We start from the raw sequence: 21102 nt of genomic DNA, 5'->3' as shown, positions 1-21102 counted from the left end.
ACAAGGTCGCAAAAGTACAAATTCTTTTAATATAAAGAAAATATAATTTTACTATGAATTGATAAGCGGCGTTTTACCGAATCTACTTGCGATAAAAGATTTAATTCTTTTAATACGCATTTGGTAAACATCCTTATCAAAAAGACGGGAGTCGCTGCGCGCCCTGTCGATGAAATACATTCCTGCCAAAAATAAAACAGTATTGGCAAGCCAGGCACCAACCGGAACGATAACAAGCCCTTCCTTTACCCACTTATCGCCTTGATTAATAAGCACATATAGTAAAATAAAAAACAGAACCGAAACAAGTACCGGAACACCGAATCCTCCTTTTTTAATAATGGCGCCTAACGGAGCGCCGATCAAAAACATCACCAGACAAGAAAGTGCCTGTGTATATTTATGATGTTTTTCCAATTCATATTTACTGGCATCTTTAATTTTGGCCTGCAAATAATCCGCGTTGGATTTTACATAGCTCTGCATACTGGCCGCGGAACTTTTGGCATTTGTAAGTATTTCTTTTTTCAAACTATCAGATAATGGCTTATTCAGCAAAGAATCAATCCAGACGCCGGATTTTAGTTTTTTATCCGTTCCCTGCTTATAGTTGTAGGAAAAATACTGCTGACTGTTCGGTAACAAATTCTTTTTTGTCTCATTGTATGAAGTCCTGATCGAATCGGAAGTATGATTCAGATCATTGATATTCTTCATGAACTCATGATACTTGAATTGCCCTTCGTCCGTCCGTTTCATGCCAAAAGAGGAAAGGCTTTCAACTAATTTGTAATGGTCAAAAATATTTCTTGTAAATTTTGTATGCGCTGGCGGAGCCTGCCCTACCGGTGAAACAATATAGGCAGGGCGCCCTCCATTGTCATTATCTTCGGTGTACATCGTGCCATTAAACAACTCAATGACCAGGTTGGAGTTTTCATTGATGGTATACATTTTCCCCGAATCGGCAAGAATAATCGTTGTATTTCCATGCTCGTAAGAACGGTTATCATGTTTATAAATCACCATACCCTTCATGGATTGGGCATCGGCCATTTTTTTGTCAACCTTGATGCTGTAACCAGGAAGATCGTTGTAGAATATTCCTTCCTTAATTTTCAGCGTTGCTTTGGTCGTTTTTATATCATAAAGCAGACTATACCCTTTCAGATTTGCCCAGGGAGAAATCCGGTCATTAAAATAAAAAGAAAAAATGCTGATCGCGACGGCCACAATAAATAAAGGAGCCATAGCGCGCACAACAGATATTCCTGCGCTTTTTATAGCCGTCAATTCAAAAAATTCGCCCAGATTCCCGAAAGCCATAAGTGAAGACAGCAGCATCGCGAGCGGAAGAGCGGTGGGAACAGTGATCAGGCTAAAGAAAAAGAATAACCGGGAGTAATCCCAAATGCCTAAATCCTTAGACACAAAATCGTCAATGTAAAAAATCATGATCTTCATCAGAAATATGAAAACCACCACCGACATAGTAACCAAAAACGGTCCCCAAAAGGACATTAGTATAAGCTTATCCAGCTTTTTCATCAACTCCCTACAATTTCTTTTAGATTATCCATAAACCCATTCCATAACGATAATAGTTCAGCCTCATCCCGATTTGCGGAATAATCCGTAACTCTCAGAAACGTTGTCTGGGTTAATTCACTTACTTCTAACTTCATTTCCAGGTGATTATTGTCAAGCTCGTCAGGACTTGTATTTTCAAATTCAAACTTGACACCTTTATTAATTCGTAAACCGGTTTGTTTTGCAACATGGCTATCTCCGTCCCATTGAAAATCGAATCTTTGATTTGGCATCACAATTACCTTCTCTGCAAACCATTGTTCAAGTCCGGAAGGCGTGGATATATATGGGAATAAAACTTTTGGGGATGAGCGTAATTCAAATTCAGTAATAAATTTAAATTTTTCCATATTGACTGGGTTTAATGGTGCGTCCATTTCTTGAAAGTTAACCTGCTGATCTTAAAAGTTGTAATATAGCATAATTCACTAATAAAAAGCAGCAATGTACTTTTTCGTTTTAATTTAAATTACTTTTTTAACAGGATTTTACCAAAAACTATTGCGTCATAAATTTATTTAACATACTTTTGCACCACAATAACAGTCCGGCGGGGTAGCTCAGATGGTTAGAGCACAGGATTCATAACCCTGAGGTCAGCAGTTCGATCCTGCTTCCCGCTACGAGAAATGGTAAATCAATTTTTTGGTTTGCCATTTTTTTTTGCCCTAAAAACTATTATAACTAAAATTCCAACCGGCTTTTTCCGGAAACACAGCCCCCTACTGTATTTAAAAGTTATAATTTCTGTATTACCTCCGATTTGGAAACAACTAACCGCGATTTGGAAACAAAGGGCATTTTTTATTGTCTGATTTTTGCATTGTAAAATTCAAACAGCAGAAAAATGCAAAAAACAATTTTCATTACAGGCGCATCAACAGGTTTGGGAAAGGCAACTGCCAGATTATTTCAGTCAAAAGGCTGGAATGTTATTGCCACCATGCGAAATCCCGAAAAGGAAACAGAACTCACGCAATTGACAAACGTTACTCTTTTCCCCCTTGACGTTACCAACCCTGAACAAATTAAAAGTACGGTAGCCAAAGCCATTTCTCTGTATGCAATTGATGTGGTGTTTAATAACGCAGGTTATGGATTAATGGGTGCCATGGAAGCGTTTAGTGATGAACAGATTTTAAAACAGATTGATACAAACCTTATAGGTGTATTGCGTGTTACGCATGAATTTATCCCCTATTTTAGAGAAAAGAAAGCTGGCTTGTTTATCAGCACCACTTCCATGGGCGGACTTCTTGCATTTCCGCTACATTCAATTTATCACGCCACGAAATTTGCCATAGAAGGCTGGTCGGAAAGTATGTCGTTCGAACTCGGCCTGCAAAATATAAAAATCAAAACCATTGCACCGGGCGGTATAGCAACCGATTTTATAGGCCGGTCGCTCGACAGAAACTCAAAGCCTGAATATCAGGAAATTGAGGATAAATTATTCTCAATTGTAGATTCAATGATGGATTCAGCTTCAACTGCCGGACAAATTGCTGAAATTGTTTACGAAGCAGCGACGGATGACAAAGACCAGATTCGTTACATAGCAGGCAACGACGCAAAAGCGTTGTACGCAAGACGTTTGGAAATAGGAACCGAAGAATTTAGAAAAGAGATCAGGAAACAGATTCTTGGCTAGCTGATAAAAAACAGGCAACTTCAGAAGACAGTTGCCTGTTGTAAGTTTATAAAAAAATCAAAATGAATATCATTAATTCTATATCCCGGTTTCATCGTTTGCTATCCCTGCCGGAGCCTTTACATCCGCTGGTAAGCGTGGTGCGCGTTCAGGATATGCGTCTTGCCGACGATGCGATCTGGGAACAGTTTTCTTTGAATTTCTATTGTGTTTCATTAAAAAAAGATGTTTTAGGAAAAGTAAAATATGGTCAGCAATATTACGATTATGACAAAGGCGTAATGACTTTTATTGCTCCTAAACAGATTCATGGCCTTGATGCTCCGGAAACTAATATTACAAACCAGGAAACCGGAACGGGGTATGTACTGATGTTCCATCCCGATTTTCTATATAAACATCCGCTTGCCACAACGATCAGAGATTATGGTTTTTTCTCTTATGCCGTTAATGAAGCACTGCATCTTTCGGAAAAGGAAGAAAAAAACATTGTAGAGATTTTTCAAAAAATTGATGGAGAATATCAGCACATAGACAAGCATACACAAGGTATTATTCTGTCTCAAATTGATTTATTGATAAATTACAGTAACCGGTTTTACGAAAGGCAGTTTATTACCCGAAAAGCCGTAAACCATGATTTGCTGACTAAAATAGAAAAATTTTTAAGTGAATTTTTCGAACAGGAAGAAACGCTTAGGAACGGACTTCCGACGGTTGAACTTCTGGCAAAAAACCTCAATTTGTCACCTCATTATTTAAGTGATATGCTGCGGTCACTTACAGGACAAAGTGCTCAGCAGCATATTCAGGAAAAACTCCTTGAAAAAGCCAGGGAATATCTTACAGCAACAAATTTATCAGTTGCAGAAATCGCTTATCAATTAGGTTTCGAATATCCTCAGTCGTTCAACAAACTGTTTAAAAAGAAAATGAACATTTCTCCTTTGGAGTTTCGGCAAACGTTTAACTGACAAGACGATTTCATTGCCTTCGACTGACGTTACTTTCCTTCCTACTTAAATAGAATACATCCCAAATGTGCTATCTTTGAAAATGCGGCACCAAGAATTTGACCCTCCAGAAGAGCTACGGGATATTATTACCTGCTTTTGGTACACAAGTATAGACTTCGGAGAGCTCCAATCTGGTTTTGAGGTGATACCTGATGGCTACGCTGAAATCATTTTTTATTTTGGCAGCGCCTGCGGCATTTCTACCAATGCAGGCTTGCAACCTTTGCCCTCCCCGTTTCTGATGGGGCTGCTCAACCAGCCTGTTCTCTTAACTTCGAAAAACCGTTTAGAAATCATTGGAATCAGGTGCTTTCCCTGGACCGTGTTTGATTTGCTGGGATTACCGTCCGGTAAAGATGGAGTGCGCATATTTGAGCATCCGGTTGCCCAGCTTCAATCTACTTTGGATGAGTGTATCAATGCTGGCAGGATAGATGAAGCAGTGACTCAGGTAAAACAGTATTTCCTGAATGTGCGGTCCCGGATTGCTACCCACGGTATGCTGTTCAAAGCGGGAGCTGCCATGAGGGAAGCGAACGGCACCATGCCGGTAAGCCAGGTGGCTTCGGTAGCTCATGCGACGGTTCGTACATTGGAAAGGAAATTCAGGCAATCATCCGGCTATACGGTTAAAGACGTATCCGGTCTGATGCGCTTTGAGCAGGTGCGAAACCAATTGTGGCTTGATCCTGATTCCAACCTTGCAGCATTAGCCCATGAGCTGGGTTATACGGATCAATCCCACCTGAGCAGGGAATTCAAACGTTATAGCCGCACCACGCCAGCGGCATTTGCGCGAAAAGCAAAGAAACAGGCTTTAAATAACGGTTTTATCGAATTTGTACAACCTTAACGCCGGAGGATTTTCACATCAGCAAGCAGCCATTCAAACCAGTAAATTTGCATTGTGAAGTAAACAGATCATGCGTAAAAGAACCAAATCCATACCTGTAAATACGATGACCGACAATTTCGGCGGAGATATTTCCATTGAAAAGATATCTGTTATCAACTTACGCGCTTTGGAAAAAGCATCCGAAAACAGTTTTGAAGATGCACAACAATCACATCGACACGACCGTCATTCTTTCTTCCTTCTTGAAAGTGGGACAGTTTCCATTGAAATTGATTTTCAAAAGTATAAAATTATGCCCTCGTCAGTCATCTACATGCACCCGGATCAGGTGCATCGTATGATAGCATTTGAAAATGTAACAGTGAGCAGCTGGGCAATCAATAATGAAAATCTGAATCCTGAATATCTGAAATTGCTGGAAGATATCACACCGGCAAAACCATTAGCGTTAGATGAAGAAACGTTCTCCATTATTTCAGAAGCGGTATCACTGGGTATAAAGTTTTCTGAAAGGAAAAATGACAAACTATATCATTCTTTGCTAAAAGATAGTTGCAACGCATTGGTCGCATTGGTTGTTTCTCAATACTTAGAGCAATCTAAATCAAATGACAGACTTTCAAGATTTGAAATTATTACCAAAGCATTCAGGGAAATGTTGGAACGTGACTTTATCACTGCCAAAAAACCGACAGAATACGCTCAAACCCTCAATATATCTACATCCTACCTGAACGAATGTGTTAAAAACACGACAGGTTATTCCGTTTCTCATCTCATACAGCAACGTGTAATTTTAGAAGCAAAACGTTTGCTTTATTATTCCGATAAATCGGTTAAAGAAATTGCTGCTGAATTGGGCTATGACGACTACCCCTATTTTTCCAGGCTCTTTACCAAAGTTACAGAAATGACTGCTTTGGCTTTCCGCAACAAAAACCGCGATTAGTCCAATATATACTTTGTATTGCTGTTTTTTATCCTTGCTATACGATGTTGCTTTGCACCTACAAATAAATCGTATAAAAATGGAATCGTTAAAAGAAAAAAATGTTGGGCGGCATACCGCTGCGCGGCGAACCGTACTCGTTTCTGGTGCCAGTATGGCCGGACTTTCAACCGCCTGGTGGATGAATAAGATAGGTTACAAAGTAACTGTTGTTGAAATTGCAAACGAACCCCGAACTGCCGGTGGGGCTGTTGATATAAAGGGAACTGCCGCAGACGCCGCTAAACGAATGGGAATTTTTGAGCAAATAAAATCACACAGGTTGCATGTGGAAATGATAGAATTCAAAAATGCCGAAGATATCACGGAAGGTTCAATTTCACTGATCAACGAGGGCGCCGAACTTCCCGATGATGATATCGAAATTGAACGGGATAAATTCGTGAATATTTTATTTTATAAACTAAAAAATGATATTGAATTTATTTTCAACAACAGTATCACAGCGTTAAACGAAACAAAAGACGATATACAAGTTACTTTTAAAAATGGTTCGGAACATGCGTTTGATCTCGTATTTGGCTGCGACGGTATACATTCGGGTGTAAGAAAAATCTGGTTTGGTGACGAATCGGAATACTCACATTTTCTTGAAGCCTATTCTTCGATCACAATCCTGAACAAATTATTGATCAAACAAAAAACAATGCAAATGTATAATGTGCCGGACAAGGCTATTATGCTTAATGCTTACAACAATAAGACTGATATCATTTTTTGTTTTAATTCAGAAAAAGAAATTCCTTACGATTATCGTGATGAAGAGCAACAAAGAAAAATTATTCTGGAACAGTTTGCCGGGCAAAGCTGGAGAACCGAAGAATTACTGGCAGAAATAAGGAATTCGGAAAATTTTTACTTTGATAAGTTCTGTCAAATAAAAATGCCGTCGTGGACAAAAGGCAGAGTGGCGTTGGTGGGCGATGCAGGCTATTGCGCTTCGCCAGCAGCGGGAATAGGTGCATCGTTGTCAATAATTGGGGCGGCTGCATTAGCGGATGCTCTGGAAAAACATGACAGAAATTTTGAACTGGCTTTTCAGGATTACAATAAAAATCTGCGTCCGTTTATTGAAGAAGTTCAAGCCACTGCTGAACTAAATGTAAAAGAAAGTTTTATTCCAAGAACCGAAGAAGCTATTCGCAAAAGGAATACCGATACAGTTGCCTTTTAGCATTTAAACGCATCGTAAACAAGGCGATAAAATTGCTCCGGAACCTGATTGACAGAAGACAAACCTATTCCCTTTTTCAGTAACAGACTTAGCATTTCAGCGATCCCACATGCCGGTAAGTGTTTATGAGCACCCCCCGTGGAGGTAACCTTCGTGCTGACGAAAGCGAGTTCGCGCGGGACGGCATTGTCCTAAAAAAAACGTTTGCCACGGCCCAGCAAGACCGGGTATACAAGCAGCACAGCCTCGTCGACCAATCCCTGATCAAGCAAGACGGACGTCAGCGTTGAACTTCCCCATAGGATCAGGTCAGGACCATCTGTTGACTTGACGCCGCGAATACCCTCAATGATGTCCGCCCCTAAGTGTCCGACCGGGCCCCATCCGAGGCTGTCCGGCCTGTGTGTCGCGACATATTTCCTCGCAGCATTCAGGCCATTGGCTATCGGACTATTCCCGGCATTCGGCCAGAACCCAGCCCAGATATCGTAGGTACGGCGGCCAAGCAACAGATCGAAGATACTGCCCTGTGCCTCCATTACGGCCTCCAGCCCAGCCGGAGTTCTATATGGTCCCGTCCAATTGCCATGTGCGAAGCCTTCACCATCTTCGTGCTGAATCACGCCGTCCAGTGAGATGTGTTCCATGATTCTGATCTTCCTCATTTTGTTACAATTAGTTTAATGTTTGTGCGAAGTTATATTTGAACACAGCACCGACGCAGTAGTTCATAATCTAATGTATTACAGGTACTTATAACCAAAAAAACCAAAATTTTCACGAACCTACTTTCGCTTTAACATCAAGTATAAGTAAATAATGTTTATCCTCGATTCGCAAACATCCACATTGTCTTAAATTACCTATATATTGTCGCAAATGCCCCTGCACCAGTACTCCGTTTGTCTTAAATTTGCCTGATCCACAACCTGAAAGCAAACAAAGATGAGCGATATCAATAAGATCATAGCCAGACTCGAATTCGCACAAAACGGCTGGGTGGTTCCGGACATTTATGCCACCATAAAATTGCTTAGGAGTACCTTGGGTACCACGCCAGAAGGCTGGATGAGGAAGCTTTTGAAGAACTTTTAAGATTGATCGCTTTACTTTGACTAACTTAGTAAAAAGGAAACATATGATTTCCGGATCAATTATCTGTTTAAAAACTATGCAGGATTTTTCTTCAATACTCAGCCATATCGCGCCTCACATCACGCTTAATGAACACGATAAGGAATTATTTATTTCGGTGCTGAGTATTAAAAAAGTGAAACGCAAACAATTCCTCGAACAACCCGGATATGTGTCAAAGTATCGCACTTATGTAGTCGAAGGCGCGCTCAGAGGTTTTTTTATAGGTATTGACGGACAGGAACATACTATTTCATTGGCAGTGGATGACGGCTGGATAGGCGATCCCGGCAGTTTCCTGTACCAAGAGCCGGCAACTTTATTTATTGAAGCCATGGAAGATAGTATCCTTATCCAGTGGAGTTATGAAAGTGAGCAATTATTGCTGGAAGAAATACCGCAGTTCGCAATGGTTATGATGAAAAGAGCCCAGCAAATTGCTGTTATGATACAAAGAAGGGTTATATCACAATTAAGTCTTTCAGCGGAAGAACGATATGAAGAATTCGCGGCAAAATATCCGGTATTCCTGCAGAGGTTTCCTCTTTATATCATCGCCTCCTATTTGGGAATGACCCGGGAATTTCTCTCTAAAATTCGCAATCAAAAAATGAATTCAAAGAGCTGATCTGAAAGTATGTGAACCAGTTCACAGTCATTTGGTAACCTACTTCACACTTTCTTTCAGCCGCTTATCTGACCTTTGCTTTGTCAATCAAGACAAAGTATAAAAGTTAGATAACAATGAAAGATTACGCAAATGAGTTCAAGGGAAAAAAGGCCCTTGTAACAGGAGGTTCACGTGGAATTGGCGCAGCAACAGCACAACGCCTGCTTGACGGTGGTGCTACCGTAGTGGTTTCTGCACGTTCAATTCATGAGCAAACTCCGCCGGGAGCAACATTTATTCAAGGTGAGATAAGTACACTTGCGGGTGCAACCGCTGTCGCAGAAGAAGCATTGAAAATCCTTGGCGGCCTCGATATCCTGGTAAATAACGCGGGCGCGGCTACTGCAAAACTTCCGGGTATTGAAAGAATTCCAGATGATGCGTGGATAGAATCCCTGATGATCAATTTTATGAGCGCCGTACGCGTCACCAATCCGTTATTAAATGCACTTCGTGAAAGCGGTTCCGGTGCTATTGTAAATATATCGGCTGGTGGCCTACTTCCTTTTCATGGTTTTCTGGCACATTACGGGGCGTCCAAAGCAGCGCTGAACAGTTATACCAAATCCTTGGCAAAAGAACTGGCACCGGCGGGTATACGTGTAAACCTGGTAACCCCGGGAGCGATCATAACCCCCGGAGGTGACGAAGGCCGTAAGCTGCTGACTGCCGCAATGGGCACTACCCCGGAGCAGTTATTTTCAAGAATCCCCCTTAACGGCAGAGCCGGTACAGCAGAGGAAATGGCTGAAATGATTGCTTTTCTTGCTTCTGACCGTGCTTCCTATATCACCGGACATAATCATTTTGTTACCGGCGGACAAGGCGAACTTGCTTAATTCCATACGATTTGTTTGAAATATGCTTTTATTGCCCGCAATAAGCCTGACCATGAGGCAATAAAAGCATTTTAAAACTTACTTTTGCCGATTTAATACCAGCTGGTAAAATAGCTGGATTCCAATCTTGCAAAATTAACCCGATTGCAGTAATTTAATGGCCTCTACACAGAAGTTAGTGGCATCATTCACAACAATTCAGTACAAACCTATACGAATAGAACAGGATGAAACGATTGTTGATCATGATTTCGCTTGTAGTACTTCTTTCAAGCTGTGACACAGCAACTAAAAAAATAAACTATATGGAAGATCCCAAAAACCCGAAAGAAAACACAACTTCATCGGCTGACACAACACCAAAGGTGACAGGAATTGGCGGCATTTTCTTTTTTTCGGATAATCCGAAGGATACAAAAGAATGGTATGCCAAAAATTTAGGATTTGATGTCAATAAATGGGGTTCTGTGAGTTTTGAATACAGAGATATTGACAAACCTGAGGAAATAATCCCTCTTCAATGGAGTCCCTTCAAAAAAGGAGATGAATATTTTGCTCCGTCCAAAAAAGATTTTATGATTAATTATCGGGTTCAGAATATTGAAGGATTGGTAGACAAACTCAAGGAAAACGGAGTAACCATACTTGATAGCATTGCGACTTACGACTATGGAAAATTTGTACATATTATGGACGCAGAAGGCAACAAGATTGAGTTGTGGGAGCCTTAACAGTAGAGCAATCAAAGGTTGTTTAATACTAATCCGCTACTACAAAACTAGAATATTAAAAAAACAGCACGATAAGTATGCTGTTTTTTTGATATTCCAGCCCCTACCAGGGTAGGGAATTTGAGCGAAAATCCAAGAAAGTAAGAGCTGAAGCAATTTTGTCGCATTTATACAAGCCTAACCCAGGAGCATTCCCGAATTTTGTGTTTCATAATTAAACAATGCAAAATCTTGTTACTACAAAATAAAAAAGTAGTCATTATCGGTGCGGGACCAGTTGGCCTGACGATGGCAAAATTATTACAGCAAAAAGGAATAGATGTAACCGTTTACGAAAGAGACAAAGACGCAGTAACAAGAATTTCGGGTGGTCCGCTTGACCTGCATAAAGGTTCGGGCCAGGAAGCAATGAAAAAGGCAGGATTGCTGGAACATTACTATGCAATGGCCATACCCATGGGAAGAACCGTGGCTGACGAACAAGGCAAAGTATTGTTCTCTAAAAAACCTACTTCCCAAGATCAATATGACAATCCTGAGATCAACAGAAACGATTTAAAAAAAATACTGCTAGACAGTTTAACAAGCGATACAGTTGTTTGGGACAGAAAATTTACAAAACTTGAAGAACACAACGGAAAATGGCTTTTGCATTTTGAAAATAATGTGACTGCAACAGCAGACCTTGTTATCGGCGCTAACGGGGGAATGACTAAAGCAAGAAAACACGTTACCGACGCTGAAATCGAATACACCGGAACACTTATTTTACAAGGTGAAGTACCTCAGCCGGAAATGAAATGTTCAGAGTTTTACCAACTCTGCAACGACAACATACTAATGACTGCAACCGAAGGCAATTTATTAGTTGCAAACCCCAGGAACGGAGGCATATTGAGCTACGGTGTAATGTTTAAAAAGCCTGAAGAATGGGATCAGGAAAATGGATTAAACTTTCAGGATACCAACAGCATTATTACGTTCCTTTTAAACAGATTCCCTCATTGGCATGAATCTTACAAGCAATTATTCCGTTCAACATCTTCTTTTGTTATATGGCCAACGCGAAAAATACCGCTGGAAAAACCCTGGAAAAATAACCGCCCTTTGCCTGTAACGCTTATTGGAGATGCGGCACATATAATGCCTCCCTTTGCTGGTCAGGGCGTAAATATAGGGCTGACGGACGCATTAATTTTATCGGACAACCTAACGAACGGAAAATTTGAAACCATAGAAGCAGCCATCAGGGACTATGAACAAAAAATGCTTGTTTATGCCACAGAAGCACAACTTGAAACAAGCAAGAACGAAATAACGATGTTTCTGCCCGGCTTTTCTTTCAAAAAAAGATTCAGCAATTAAGTTAAGTAATGGTTTTAATTGAAGTTTGGGTTTTCTTACACTTCACACAGCAGGCGTATAATGAAAAAATCAACAAAATTGATTTCACATTTCACTCAAAACATTATTAGTAATATGTCTTTTTTATTTTAACAGAATTAAATGTCACACTTTTCGGTTTGATCATTGTACCAGCCTATATTCTGCAAACCAATACAAATGAAATTATTACTAAAATATTTAAGCCGATACAAAGGGCTTATACTCCTTGCACTTTTGCTTGCATCTATTAATCAGGTATTTTCCTTATTGAATCCATACATTTTAGGAAATGTATTAATTGACCCTTTCGCCAATAAAGCGCAGCATTTCCGTGACAACGGACTAAGCAATGAATTTTTCCGTGGCATCACCATGGGTTTGCTTATGATCATCGGCGCAGCCATGGTTTCCCGAATCGCAAAAGCCTTTCAGGATTATGTAGTCAATGTCGTAATCCAGAAATTTGGAGCGGATTTATATACAGACGGTCTTCGCCATGCGCTGCGCCTGCCCTATCAGGATTTTGAAGATCAGCGAAGTGGTGAAACGCTATCCGTTCTTCAAAAAGTGCGGGCAGATTGTGAAAAATTCATCACAAACTTCGTTAATGTACTTTTTGCTACACTTGTGGGTATCGTTTTCGTTACCATTATTGCTTTTAAATTGAGTCCAATGCTGCCGGTTATCTATTTAATTGGCTCCATCGTACTGGCTTTGCTGACAAGTGTTTTAAGCAGAAAAATAAAAGAAGTACAAAAAAATATTGTCAAAGAAACGACCGCGCTCGCTGGTTCAACAACTGAATCTCTGCGAAATATCGAGCTGGTAAAAAGTCTTGGACTAACACAACAGGAAATCCGCCGTCTGAATGCTACCACTTTTAAAATTCTTAGGCTGGAATTGAAAAAGGTTAAAAGCATTCGTTCTATAAGTTTTATACAGGGAACTTTCGTAAATTTCCTGCAACAGTGTATTATGTTTTCATTGTTGTTTTTTGTTTTTCACGAAAAAATTACGGTGGGACAAATGATGATGATGCAGTTTTATTCCTTCTTCATTTTCACGCCGTTACAGGAATTGGGAAACGTAATATTGTCGTATCGTGAGGCAGAAGCTTCTCTTATTAATCTTGAAAAATTACTAAGCAGACCAATTGAACGCAAGCCTGAACATCCTGAAAAAATTGATGCCGTTGAATCCCTTCGTTTTGAAAATGTACATTTCCAGCATCAAACAGCGAGAAAACCAGCACTGGAGGAAATTTCATTTGAAGTAAAACGTGGAGAAACAATTGCTTTTGTTGGTCCGTCGGGCTCCGGAAAAACGACACTTGTTAAGTTGCTTGTGGGTTTATATCATCCCAACAATGGCCATATTTATTATAACAACCACAGCGACAACAGTATAGATTTTGATGAATTAAGACATCAGATCGGATTTGTGACTCAGGATACACAATTATTTTCTGGTACAATTAAGGAAAATCTGCTGTTTGTAAATCCTTCTGCCACAGACGAACTAATTACCGAAGTCTTGAAAAAGGCGGCTTGTTATAATCTTTTACTACGAGCAGAAAATGGAATTGACACCGTTATTGGTGAGGGTGGTTTGAAATTGTCAGGTGGTGAACGCCAGCGTTTATCCATTGCCCGGGCACTTCTGAGAAATCCGCATTTGATGATTTTTGACGAAGCTACCTCCGCGCTTGATTCTCTTACCGAGGAAGAAATTTCTACGACCATCAGAAGTATCACCAGCCAACGCCAGCATATTACGGTTATGATCGCACACAGACTTTCAACGATTATGTACGCTGACAGGATTTATGTTCTTGAAAAGGGAAACATTATAGAAACCGGAAGCCATAACGCTCTGCTCGAAGAAAAAGGGCTTTATTATGCCATGTGGCGCCAGCAGATCGGAGAGAGAAAAGATACGCACGCGCTTCAATCTTAAAACGGGAAAATTTCACATTGAAAAACCTGAATCCTGCTCAACTGAGCAAGATTCAGGTTTTTCAGCTTTCAGGGGTTTAATATTTTTGTCCTGTCAAAAACAAAATCTAAAAATGGCTGATTATAAAAATTTAGAAACAATTGATTGGGATACCGTTACCGAAAAGATGCACGAAACCGGTTATTGTCTGCTGCCAAAAATAGTAAATGATGATGCATGTAATCAATTAATTCAGGACTACGGCAAGGCAGCTTTTTACCGAAAAACCATTCTCATGGAACGTTACCGCTTTGGGCTGGGAGAATATAAATATTTTCAATATCCACTTCCTGAGCTCATACAAAGCATTCGTGAAGGTATTTATCCAAAACTGGCTCTCATTGCCAACAAATGGATGCAGGTATTGCATATTGACAAAACTTTCCCCGATTCATTTTCTGAACTGCAAAAACTCTGTCACGATAATAACCAGACAAAGCCGACTGTTCTTATTCTCAAATACGGCAAAGGTGGTTTTAATACATTACATCAGGATTTATATGGAGAAATATTTTTCCCAATGCAGCTTGTACTCTTTCTCAACGAACCGGAGGTTGATTACAAGGGCGGTGAATTTGTACTTATTCAGCAAACACTGAGAGCACAATCAAAAGCTATTGTTTTGAAACCCAAAAAGGGAGACATTTTGATTTTCACTACAAATTATCGCCCCGTAAAAGGAAGTAAAGGTTATTACAGGGCAAATATGAAACATGGCGTAAGTGAGGTTCATGAAGGAAACCGCTGCACATTAGGCATCATTTTTCATGATGCACTGAGTTAGAATATATATCTTGATAGGTTGTATTTGGTAAAAATCTGACGTCCCGTAATACGCATTTGCAGCAATGCTGCATCCGAAGCATCGTACAACTCACCGGCAAGCATTTTTTGTAATTCTGTATTCAATTTACTCATTCACAATAACTATCAAAGTAAGATAAACTATCATCGTTAGATTTGTAGGATATTATCAATGAACTATTTTAAAAACCAGTTCTTTTAATAATTCTCCTTCTGGTGTACTCACACCATCAAGTCCTTTCATCCGCGCATCACATTCACGCAGATAATGTATAATATGAGCGACCTTTGGTAAGGGATAATTCCTTGCCGCCAGTGAATAATCTTTCACAAAAAACGGATTAACGCTCAGCGCCGCGGCCAAACCCTTTTCAGATTTATCCTGACTTACATGTACCAGAAGAACCTTGGAAAAAAAGCCAAAAAGAATAATTAGAACAGGAGCCAGCGGATTGTCTTTCGGATTAGCAGAAAAATGAGATGCGATCCTGTTAGCTTTGATAACATCACGCATCAGCAAAGCCTTTTGAAATTCAAAAACGTTATATTCCTTACTGATTCCGACAAAGCGTTCGACAACTTCGGCATCAATTCCCTGATCAACACGAAGATTGACCATGATTTTGCGGATCTCATTGGTTAATCTTTTCAGGTCGTTTCCAATATTATCCACCATCATTTGTACTGCCTTGGGGCTTATTTTCACGCCTTCACCCTGGCAATACGATGCAACCCAATCCGGCAATTTATTGTCGTACATCTTTTTGGACTGCACCACATAACCATGCGTATTAAATGCCTTCACGAAAGTTTTACGCTCATCCGCATTGGCATGAAAACATAAAACCAACACGGTACTATGGAGCGGGTTTAAAGCATAATCTTCTAGTCTCGCCTGGTAATCTTTCTGCTCAATTCCGCCAAGTTTATTCGCATCTTTTACAATAATCAGCTGACGTTCAGACATAAAAGGATATCGACGGGCATAACCAATCACCCCGGCCACGTCCGTGTCCTTTCCATACAAAACGAATTGATTAAAGCCTTTTTCTGACTCAGATACCACACGCGCTTCAAGCGCATCTGAAATGGCATCAATATAAAAAGGTTCGTCTCCGTAAAGAAAGTATACAGGTTTGAACTTCTTGGCTTTAATTTCTTTAAGAACAATATCAGGCGTTTGAGCCATTTTTTTAATCTAAAATTTGAAAATAGTATAATTTAAACGCGGTACTCTACGCTTGGTTTTCTTGAATAAATCTCGCCGCCTCTGCCTGCAACTGAGGGAAAAAGATATTGAATTTGTCATGATAAAATGCTTCGTTTTCAGCCAGATCGCCTTCAGCCAATACCAATACATCCAGAAAATCGGCGCGTCCGGACAAACGGCTAAATGTGATTCTTATCCCTTCCAGCGTTTCGTAAGTATTAAGCCAGTCCTGACGAATCATAGTTCTTACCATAGATTTCATATGTTCAGGAATTAATCTGTCATTATTTTCAATGATCCGATACATACGATCGCTGTATGATTTCAACGACTCGTCGCAAAATTGGTAAAAATATTTGGCTAAAAAATAATCGAAATAAATATCCGTTGCTATTCCGGCCGTTTTCCCCAAAACTTTTGCAGCCATTCTTTTCGCTTCCCGAACGGTAGGGTGCTCATCGGTGTACATGTCAATATGGCGATGTAATTTTAAACCAAGCAGATAATCAGCACTCCAACCCGTAATTTTTTCCCCGGACAATCTGCCTTTTATAAAATCCCCGACATAATTACCTGTTATAACCTCCTCATTCTCCCCGGAAAGCAATAAATGCGCTAAAAAATTCATAAAAAAAGACATTTTGGCAAAATTCCCGTACGTTTGTTTTTCCTATTTCAACATGGAACAATTATTTTACAACAACCAATATTTTAACCAAACAAGCAAATGAAAGTCGAAAAGAATAATGTTGTAGCACTCATATATAGCCTTAGAATTCCTGACAACGACGGCGAAATGGATATCGTAGAAGTAGTAACGGAAGAAGATCCGATGTATTTCATCCAGGGCATCAGCGGGCTTCCGGAAGGCTTTGAAGGCAAAATTGAAGGACTTGCTGTTGGCGATACCTTCGACTTCACAGTGGCTCCGGAAGAAGGTTACGGCGAATTTGATCCGGAAGCAATCGTTGAATTACCAAAGGCTGTTTTCCAGTCGGATGATATCGATCAGGATGAACTTCTGGAAATCGGAAATATCGTTCCTATGACCAATGAAGACGGCGAACGGATGCACGGACAAGTTGTTGAAGTGAAAGATGATGTTGTTGTGATGAATTTCAACCATCCGTTGGCTGGAAAAGAAATGCACTTTGCAGGTTCAATTCTTTCAATCCGTCCTGCTACTAATGAAGAAATTAGCCACGGACACGTTCACGGCGAAGGCGGACATCACCACTGATAATGGTTAATGATTAATTATTAATGGTTAGTGTTAGTGTTAGTGGCTCATTAACAATTAATCATTAATAATTGATCATTACTTGAAGTATTGTTCGACTTCCACGCCAAAAGTTCTTAAAAACTCAACACCTTCTTCTTTTCCAATACCCTTGTACGCTGCGTACGAGTGCAGAAAGATTACCTTACTTATTTTCATTGTATAAATTACCCTGGCGCATGCGATACACGGTGCCAAGGTGACAAAAAGTGTTGCACCTTCGATGTTTGAGCCATTTTTCACGGCGAAAAGAATTGCATTTTGTTCTGCGTGAAGTGCCAGCGAACAACTTCCTTTTGCATCACGGGGACAACCTGCTTCCGGGAATTCTTCGTCACAATTGTGGGTTCCGGCCGGTGGTCCGTTGTAACCAATTGAAATAATCCGCGTATCTTTTGTCAGTACCGCGCCAACCTGAGCTTTTATACAATGAGAGCGTTGTGCTAAATTTTTAGCCAGCTCCATAAATATATCATCAAATTCCGGCCTGATTTTCGTTATGTCTAAACTCATTCGATTTTTAAACTTAAAATTACCTGCAAACTTAAATAAAGCATGAATTGGATTCAATATAGATTGGCAAATATGCTTAAAAGTATCCTGCCGATGATCCTTTTTATTTCATCATCATTACTGTCATTTGCCCAAAATGACCCTGAAATTATTGCACTCCCAAAAGATGCATCGTCCGTTATCAGAACGAACAAATTTTTTGTTCAAAATGTCGAAGATAAGAGAAAAATAAAAGGAGCAGGTATTGGAAAATTGATTGTTTTTGGAAAAGAAAAGCCTGTTTCTTTGGGCAATACCGTTGAAAAAGAACTTTTGTCTTATTGGTCCTATTCGGCTCCAAAAAGAAATGATGATTTTTTACCGCTCTATATTTCTGTAAAAGATTTTCAGATCAGTGAGAAACGTACCGGCCCCAACAAAGTGACAGGTGATATAAAACTGGAAGTGACTTTCAGATATTACCGAAATACGGTTCCTGTTGAATTAACCAATTACCAGACTTCCGCTGTCTATACCCGCCCGGAAAAGGATTTTGATTACCCCAAACTGATAAAACAATTACTGGATCCGGCTTTAATACATTTTCAGAAATGGATGGTTACCAATACCGGAAAAAATCCTGTTCTTGCGAAAAATCTGAAACTGGTTTTTAATGAAATAACATCCACTGACAAATCAGATACGGTTTTTTACAGTATACGCCGACCACTGGTTTGGAGCGATTTCCAGGGACAGAAAAACAGGCCCGGAAGCCGCTATGCTGCTGCTGTTTTTACCAGTTTTGCGTATGAAGGGCACTCCTATCCAAAAGATAATGATATCGTTTTACAGCTTGATTTAAAAACTTTTATGGTTAAAAGTATGTCCTGGGGGCTGGCAGAAGCTAAAAACGCAGGAACTTTACGTCATGAGCAGCTGCATTTTGACATTACCAGAATTGTTGTTGAACGTTTTAAAAAACGGCTTGAAGCTGCGGAGCTTACCATAGAAGATTACGACAGCGAAATTCAGTATCAGTTTCTGGAAGCTTTCCGTGAAATGAATACCGAACAGGAAGCGTATGATAATGCCACAGGTCATGGATTAAATGCCGGTGAACAGGCGGCCTGGGATAGAAAAATTTCGAAAGAAATTCTGGATATTTATTCAAGGCAATAAGATTGAGCCCTCAGAAAGAAGATTATGAGCGTGGTGATTTCCTTTTGAAATTAGATCCGTCCACCGTTCTTGTGTCTTCTTTTTTATTTCTCCGCTTAGTAGAAAAATGGTGTTCAGATGTGCCTGAACTATTTTTATTTTTGGATAACGCGGTGAAATAATAAACTCATAATCAATGGCTGAATTCGTTGGAATATAATTTCCCTTATAAATTATTTTTCCACGCCATGAAAATAAATCACCAGAATCAAGATGTCGTATTGATAGATTTTCAGTCCGACTGATTATACCATTTTTCAGGAAAATAATATCTTTAACTCCCTCACTTACAGCATAATTTTTAATATAAAACTTGTACGCATTTGTATCTGTTTCAAATGCTTTATCCGAAGCAATATACATTTTATTTCTTTCTCTAAAACTCATCACGGCATGTTTTGGAACTGCGTGTATCATTCCTTTTGGGCTGACGTAAGTCTGAATGCTTATGGAAGAGGAATAAACTATGAATATTAAAATAAGTAAAACACCGTATTTCAGCCTTTCGAATTCCCGTGAGTTATAAGCAAACCAGAACATAAATAATGCCGCGTAGAGGATCAAAACCTCAGCTTTGTCCAGATATAAATTCTCTATCAGATAACCCGGTAATGCTTTCGGGACAGCAACAGAAAAATTGGTCAGGTAAGATAGAAAATCTACGATATAGCCAACCATCAAGTGTAGAGCGGTTAACGGCACCAGGCATGTTAAAAGCAATAAAAGCGCGGCAGGTAAAAGTCCATTGGTAAACGTTATAACAAAAGGATTTACCAGCCAGAAGTAAAATGGAAACTGGTGAAAATAATATAAACTCAGAGGAAATGTCGCCAGCTGAGCCGCAAAAGAAAGTGCAGTAATTTGCCATAAATATCTCAGCAGCCTACCAGATGGTGACCAAATTGAATATATTGGCTTATACAGCAGAAATATTCCTATCATAGCCAAATACGAAAGTTGAAAACCAACATCAAATAATGCCTGCGGATCAATCAAAAGAATAATAAAAGCAGATAGTGCAAGTGTATTAATGCCATTGTTCTTTTTGCTAAAAACTTCTGCCAGCACAAAAACAATACACATAAGCGTCGCCCGCTGAACAGAAGGTGGAAGGCCTGTAACCAAAGCGTAAAAACATAGCAGTGAAATCACCACTGACAGATAGAGATATTTCCCACCTTTTAACTTTTTGAGCCAGCCCAGCAAAAAGGTTAGGACAATAAAAATAATTGCAACATGCATACCGGAAACGGATAAAATATGAACTGTTCCGGAAGCTGTATAATCGTCAATTTGATCAGAGAGGAGATCGTCGCGGCGGCCGAGAAGCATTGCTTTTACTAATCCGTAAGACTTCTCATCTTTGAGATTTGTCCGGAATTGTTGGTCCGCCCATTCTGAAATCTGTATACTCCAAAGTTTTATGTTTCCGGAAATATTTTGGTTTTTAACAACCTGATAAGACCCTTCGGGAAGATAGTCAGTCCAGACAATTCCTTTGTTCCACAAATATATTTTGTAATCAAATTCTTCCGGATTCATTGGTGGTTTTGTTTGCTCTGCATTTCCTTTCACAATCAAAATATCATTAGCAGAAGGCACCAGGGAAGCAGCAAGTGGAATACTCAAAAGTGCTTTAACATCAACTCTAACCCATTTTTTATTGGTATAAATCCGCTGAATCAACACTTCAATCCGTAAAGATTTCAGCCGTTTTTCGGGTAAAGATCTTACGACGGCTTCGTAAAAATCATATTTATTTACAGTCAGTTTTTCAATGTCTTTATTCAGATCACTATTGCGTAAGCCTATGCATAACATGCCGGAAACACATAGAAAAAACAGACAACATTTTCCATAACCTGAATAATTTCTCTTTTGATAAAACAAAAAAGAAACGGCTGCAATCGCCAGGATCACAACCGTTTCCACATAGGAAATTGAAAAAGTATCAAATAAATTCCGGGAGATCAAGAAATCTCCTGCTATAATACCAAGGACGAAAACCAGTACAAAACTTACAAAGGGAACACGTGGCAGCATACTGC

The 21102-nt window shown here is 39.7% G+C and carries 22 protein-coding genes and 1 tRNA gene; 15 read left to right on the top strand and 8 right to left on the bottom strand.

Annotated elements, in window-relative coordinates; all coding sequences use genetic code 11:
* Positions 1-51: 51 nt before the first annotated feature.
* A complete protein-coding gene (locus FDK13_RS29950) occupies positions 52-1548 on the bottom strand; it encodes an LptF/LptG family permease (protein ID WP_137343699.1) in 1497 nt (498 codons plus the stop codon).
* Positions 1548-1940 carry an START-like domain-containing protein gene (locus FDK13_RS29945; RefSeq protein WP_137343698.1) on the bottom strand — a complete coding sequence of 131 codons (393 nt, stop codon included), beginning with the start codon at positions 1938-1940 and terminating at the stop codon, positions 1548-1550. The genes FDK13_RS29950 and FDK13_RS29945 overlap by 1 nt, the downstream gene beginning before the upstream one ends.
* A gap of 199 nt (positions 1941-2139) precedes the next feature.
* Here FDK13_RS29945 and FDK13_RS29940 point away from each other — a divergent pair.
* The 6 genes from FDK13_RS29940 (at position 2140) to FDK13_RS29915 (ending at position 7296) form a co-directional block, all read left to right on the top strand.
* A tRNA-Met gene (locus tag FDK13_RS29940) sits at positions 2140-2213 on the top strand.
* A 224-nt stretch (positions 2214-2437) separates the two neighbouring features.
* Entirely contained in the window at positions 2438-3241 is an 804-nt protein-coding gene (locus FDK13_RS29935; protein ID WP_137343697.1) for an SDR family oxidoreductase, read from the top strand.
* A 62-nt stretch (positions 3242-3303) separates the two neighbouring features.
* Positions 3304-4215: a helix-turn-helix domain-containing protein gene (locus FDK13_RS29930; protein ID WP_137343696.1), complete on the top strand. Its 912-nt coding sequence runs from the start codon at positions 3304-3306 to the stop codon at positions 4213-4215.
* Positions 4216-4297: 82 nt separating this feature from the next.
* A complete protein-coding gene (locus FDK13_RS29925) occupies positions 4298-5110 on the top strand; it encodes a helix-turn-helix domain-containing protein (RefSeq protein WP_137343695.1) in 813 nt (270 codons plus the stop codon).
* Positions 5111-5180: 70 nt separating this feature from the next.
* On the top strand, positions 5181-6062 hold the full coding sequence (locus FDK13_RS29920) for an AraC family transcriptional regulator (protein ID WP_137343694.1): 882 nt from the start codon (positions 5181-5183) through the stop codon (positions 6060-6062).
* 79 nt (positions 6063-6141) lie between these two features.
* Complete coding sequence (locus FDK13_RS29915) at positions 6142-7296, top strand: FAD-dependent monooxygenase (protein ID WP_137343693.1); 1155 nt, start codon at positions 6142-6144, stop codon at positions 7294-7296.
* A 191-nt stretch (positions 7297-7487) separates the two neighbouring features.
* Here the strand turns inward: FDK13_RS29915 and FDK13_RS29910 are convergent, their stop codons facing one another.
* Positions 7488-7961, bottom strand: coding sequence for a dihydrofolate reductase family protein (locus tag FDK13_RS29910; protein WP_220417460.1), 474 nt, complete (start codon positions 7959-7961; stop codon positions 7488-7490).
* A 280-nt stretch (positions 7962-8241) separates the two neighbouring features.
* On the opposite strand from FDK13_RS29910, the gene FDK13_RS35600 reads away from it, so the two are divergent.
* The 7 genes from FDK13_RS35600 to FDK13_RS29880 all read left to right on the top strand — a co-directional run bounded on the left by FDK13_RS35600 (position 8242) and on the right by FDK13_RS29880 (position 14835).
* Complete coding sequence (locus FDK13_RS35600) at positions 8242-8391, top strand: hypothetical protein (protein ID WP_170982951.1); 150 nt, start codon at positions 8242-8244, stop codon at positions 8389-8391.
* Between the two features lie 76 nt (positions 8392-8467).
* Positions 8468-9058 carry a Crp/Fnr family transcriptional regulator gene (locus tag FDK13_RS29905; RefSeq protein ID WP_137343692.1) on the top strand — a complete coding sequence of 197 codons (591 nt, stop codon included), beginning with the start codon at positions 8468-8470 and terminating at the stop codon, positions 9056-9058.
* A 116-nt stretch (positions 9059-9174) separates the two neighbouring features.
* Positions 9175-9939 (top strand): oxidoreductase, encoded by a 765-nt coding sequence (locus FDK13_RS29900; RefSeq protein WP_137343691.1) that lies wholly within the window; start codon positions 9175-9177, stop codon positions 9937-9939.
* Positions 9940-10244: 305 nt separating this feature from the next.
* Complete coding sequence (locus FDK13_RS29895) at positions 10245-10670, top strand: VOC family protein (protein WP_137343690.1); 426 nt, start codon at positions 10245-10247, stop codon at positions 10668-10670.
* Positions 10671-10901: 231 nt separating this feature from the next.
* On the top strand, positions 10902-12035 hold the full coding sequence (locus FDK13_RS29890; RefSeq protein ID WP_170982950.1) for an FAD-dependent oxidoreductase: 1134 nt from the start codon (positions 10902-10904) through the stop codon (positions 12033-12035).
* A 198-nt stretch (positions 12036-12233) separates the two neighbouring features.
* Positions 12234-14012, top strand: a complete 1779-nt coding sequence (locus FDK13_RS29885; protein ID WP_137343689.1) for an ABC transporter ATP-binding protein — start codon at positions 12234-12236, stop codon at positions 14010-14012.
* A gap of 112 nt (positions 14013-14124) precedes the next feature.
* Complete coding sequence (locus FDK13_RS29880; protein ID WP_137343688.1) at positions 14125-14835, top strand: 2OG-Fe(II) oxygenase; 711 nt, start codon at positions 14125-14127, stop codon at positions 14833-14835.
* Here the strand turns inward: FDK13_RS29880 and FDK13_RS29875 are convergent.
* The 3 genes from FDK13_RS29875 to FDK13_RS29865 are packed head-to-tail and all read right to left on the bottom strand — an operon-like array spanning position 14832 to position 16693.
* Complete coding sequence (locus FDK13_RS29875) at positions 14832-14969, bottom strand: maltose acetyltransferase domain-containing protein (protein WP_229216276.1); 138 nt, start codon at positions 14967-14969, stop codon at positions 14832-14834. The genes FDK13_RS29880 and FDK13_RS29875 overlap by 4 nt on opposite strands.
* 55 nt (positions 14970-15024) lie before the next feature.
* Complete coding sequence (gene holA, locus FDK13_RS29870) at positions 15025-16044, bottom strand: DNA polymerase III subunit delta (RefSeq protein ID WP_137343687.1); 1020 nt, start codon at positions 16042-16044, stop codon at positions 15025-15027.
* A 46-nt stretch (positions 16045-16090) separates the two neighbouring features.
* Entirely contained in the window at positions 16091-16693 is a 603-nt protein-coding gene (locus tag FDK13_RS29865; protein ID WP_137343686.1) for an acyl carrier protein phosphodiesterase, read from the bottom strand.
* A 99-nt stretch (positions 16694-16792) separates the two neighbouring features.
* Between FDK13_RS29865 and FDK13_RS29860 the strand changes: the two genes are divergently transcribed.
* Positions 16793-17305, top strand: a complete 513-nt coding sequence (locus FDK13_RS29860) for an FKBP-type peptidyl-prolyl cis-trans isomerase (RefSeq protein ID WP_137343685.1) — start codon at positions 16793-16795, stop codon at positions 17303-17305.
* Between the two features lie 78 nt (positions 17306-17383).
* On the opposite strand, the gene FDK13_RS29855 is transcribed toward FDK13_RS29860, so the two are convergent.
* The gene (locus FDK13_RS29855) at positions 17384-17857 is read right to left on the bottom strand and encodes a deoxycytidylate deaminase (RefSeq protein WP_137343684.1); all 474 of its coding nucleotides are present in this window, start codon (positions 17855-17857) and stop codon (positions 17384-17386) included.
* Positions 17858-17899: 42 nt separating this feature from the next.
* Here FDK13_RS29855 and FDK13_RS29850 point away from each other — a divergent pair, with 42 nt between their 5' ends.
* Positions 17900-19015 (top strand): DUF922 domain-containing protein, encoded by a 1116-nt coding sequence (locus tag FDK13_RS29850; RefSeq protein WP_229216275.1) that lies wholly within the window; start codon positions 17900-17902, stop codon positions 19013-19015.
* Here the strand turns inward: FDK13_RS29850 and FDK13_RS29845 are convergent.
* Positions 19004-21097 (bottom strand): ComEC/Rec2 family competence protein, encoded by a 2094-nt coding sequence (locus FDK13_RS29845; RefSeq protein WP_137343683.1) that lies wholly within the window; start codon positions 21095-21097, stop codon positions 19004-19006. The two genes, FDK13_RS29850 and FDK13_RS29845, sit on opposite strands and share 12 nt — an antisense overlap.
* Positions 21098-21102 lie beyond the last annotated feature (5 nt).

The sequence above is a fragment of the Dyadobacter frigoris genome, assembly GCF_005280585.1.
GTDB classification, from domain to species: domain Bacteria; phylum Bacteroidota; class Bacteroidia; order Cytophagales; family Spirosomataceae; genus Dyadobacter; species Dyadobacter frigoris.
This window is presented reverse-complemented; position numbering and strand designations above follow the sequence as displayed.

Excerpts from the sequence above, each read along its gene's own strand:
- FDK13_RS29950 (WP_137343699.1), bottom strand. The coding sequence starts at position 1,548 with ATGAAAAAGCTGGATAAGCTTATACTAATGTCCTTTTGGGGACCGTTT.
- FDK13_RS29945 (WP_137343698.1), bottom strand. The coding sequence starts at position 1,940 with ATGGAAAAATTTAAATTTATTACTGAATTTGAATTACGCTCATCCCCA.
- FDK13_RS29935 (WP_137343697.1), top strand. The coding sequence starts at position 2,438 with ATGCAAAAAACAATTTTCATTACAGGCGCATCAACAGGTTTGGGAAAG.
- FDK13_RS29930 (WP_137343696.1), top strand. The coding sequence starts at position 3,304 with ATGAATATCATTAATTCTATATCCCGGTTTCATCGTTTGCTATCCCTG.
- FDK13_RS29925 (WP_137343695.1), top strand. The coding sequence starts at position 4,298 with ATGCGGCACCAAGAATTTGACCCTCCAGAAGAGCTACGGGATATTATT.
- FDK13_RS29920 (WP_137343694.1), top strand. The coding sequence starts at position 5,181 with ATGCGTAAAAGAACCAAATCCATACCTGTAAATACGATGACCGACAAT.
- FDK13_RS29915 (WP_137343693.1), top strand. The coding sequence starts at position 6,142 with ATGGAATCGTTAAAAGAAAAAAATGTTGGGCGGCATACCGCTGCGCGG.
- FDK13_RS29910 (WP_220417460.1), bottom strand. The coding sequence starts at position 7,961 with ATGAGGAAGATCAGAATCATGGAACACATCTCACTGGACGGCGTGATT.
- FDK13_RS35600 (WP_170982951.1), top strand. The coding sequence starts at position 8,242 with ATGAGCGATATCAATAAGATCATAGCCAGACTCGAATTCGCACAAAAC.
- FDK13_RS29905 (WP_137343692.1), top strand. The coding sequence starts at position 8,468 with ATGCAGGATTTTTCTTCAATACTCAGCCATATCGCGCCTCACATCACG.
- FDK13_RS29900 (WP_137343691.1), top strand. The coding sequence starts at position 9,175 with ATGAAAGATTACGCAAATGAGTTCAAGGGAAAAAAGGCCCTTGTAACA.
- FDK13_RS29895 (WP_137343690.1), top strand. The coding sequence starts at position 10,245 with ATGGAAGATCCCAAAAACCCGAAAGAAAACACAACTTCATCGGCTGAC.
- FDK13_RS29885 (WP_137343689.1), top strand. The coding sequence starts at position 12,234 with ATGAAATTATTACTAAAATATTTAAGCCGATACAAAGGGCTTATACTC.
- FDK13_RS29880 (WP_137343688.1), top strand. The coding sequence starts at position 14,125 with ATGGCTGATTATAAAAATTTAGAAACAATTGATTGGGATACCGTTACC.
- FDK13_RS29875 (WP_229216276.1), bottom strand. The coding sequence starts at position 14,969 with ATGAGTAAATTGAATACAGAATTACAAAAAATGCTTGCCGGTGAGTTG.
- holA (WP_137343687.1), bottom strand. The coding sequence starts at position 16,044 with ATGGCTCAAACGCCTGATATTGTTCTTAAAGAAATTAAAGCCAAGAAG.
- FDK13_RS29865 (WP_137343686.1), bottom strand. The coding sequence starts at position 16,693 with ATGAATTTTTTAGCGCATTTATTGCTTTCCGGGGAGAATGAGGAGGTT.
- FDK13_RS29860 (WP_137343685.1), top strand. The coding sequence starts at position 16,793 with ATGAAAGTCGAAAAGAATAATGTTGTAGCACTCATATATAGCCTTAGA.
- FDK13_RS29855 (WP_137343684.1), bottom strand. The coding sequence starts at position 17,857 with ATGAGTTTAGACATAACGAAAATCAGGCCGGAATTTGATGATATATTT.
- FDK13_RS29850 (WP_229216275.1), top strand. The coding sequence starts at position 17,900 with ATGAATTGGATTCAATATAGATTGGCAAATATGCTTAAAAGTATCCTG.
- FDK13_RS29845 (WP_137343683.1), bottom strand. The coding sequence starts at position 21,097 with ATGCTGCCACGTGTTCCCTTTGTAAGTTTTGTACTGGTTTTCGTCCTT.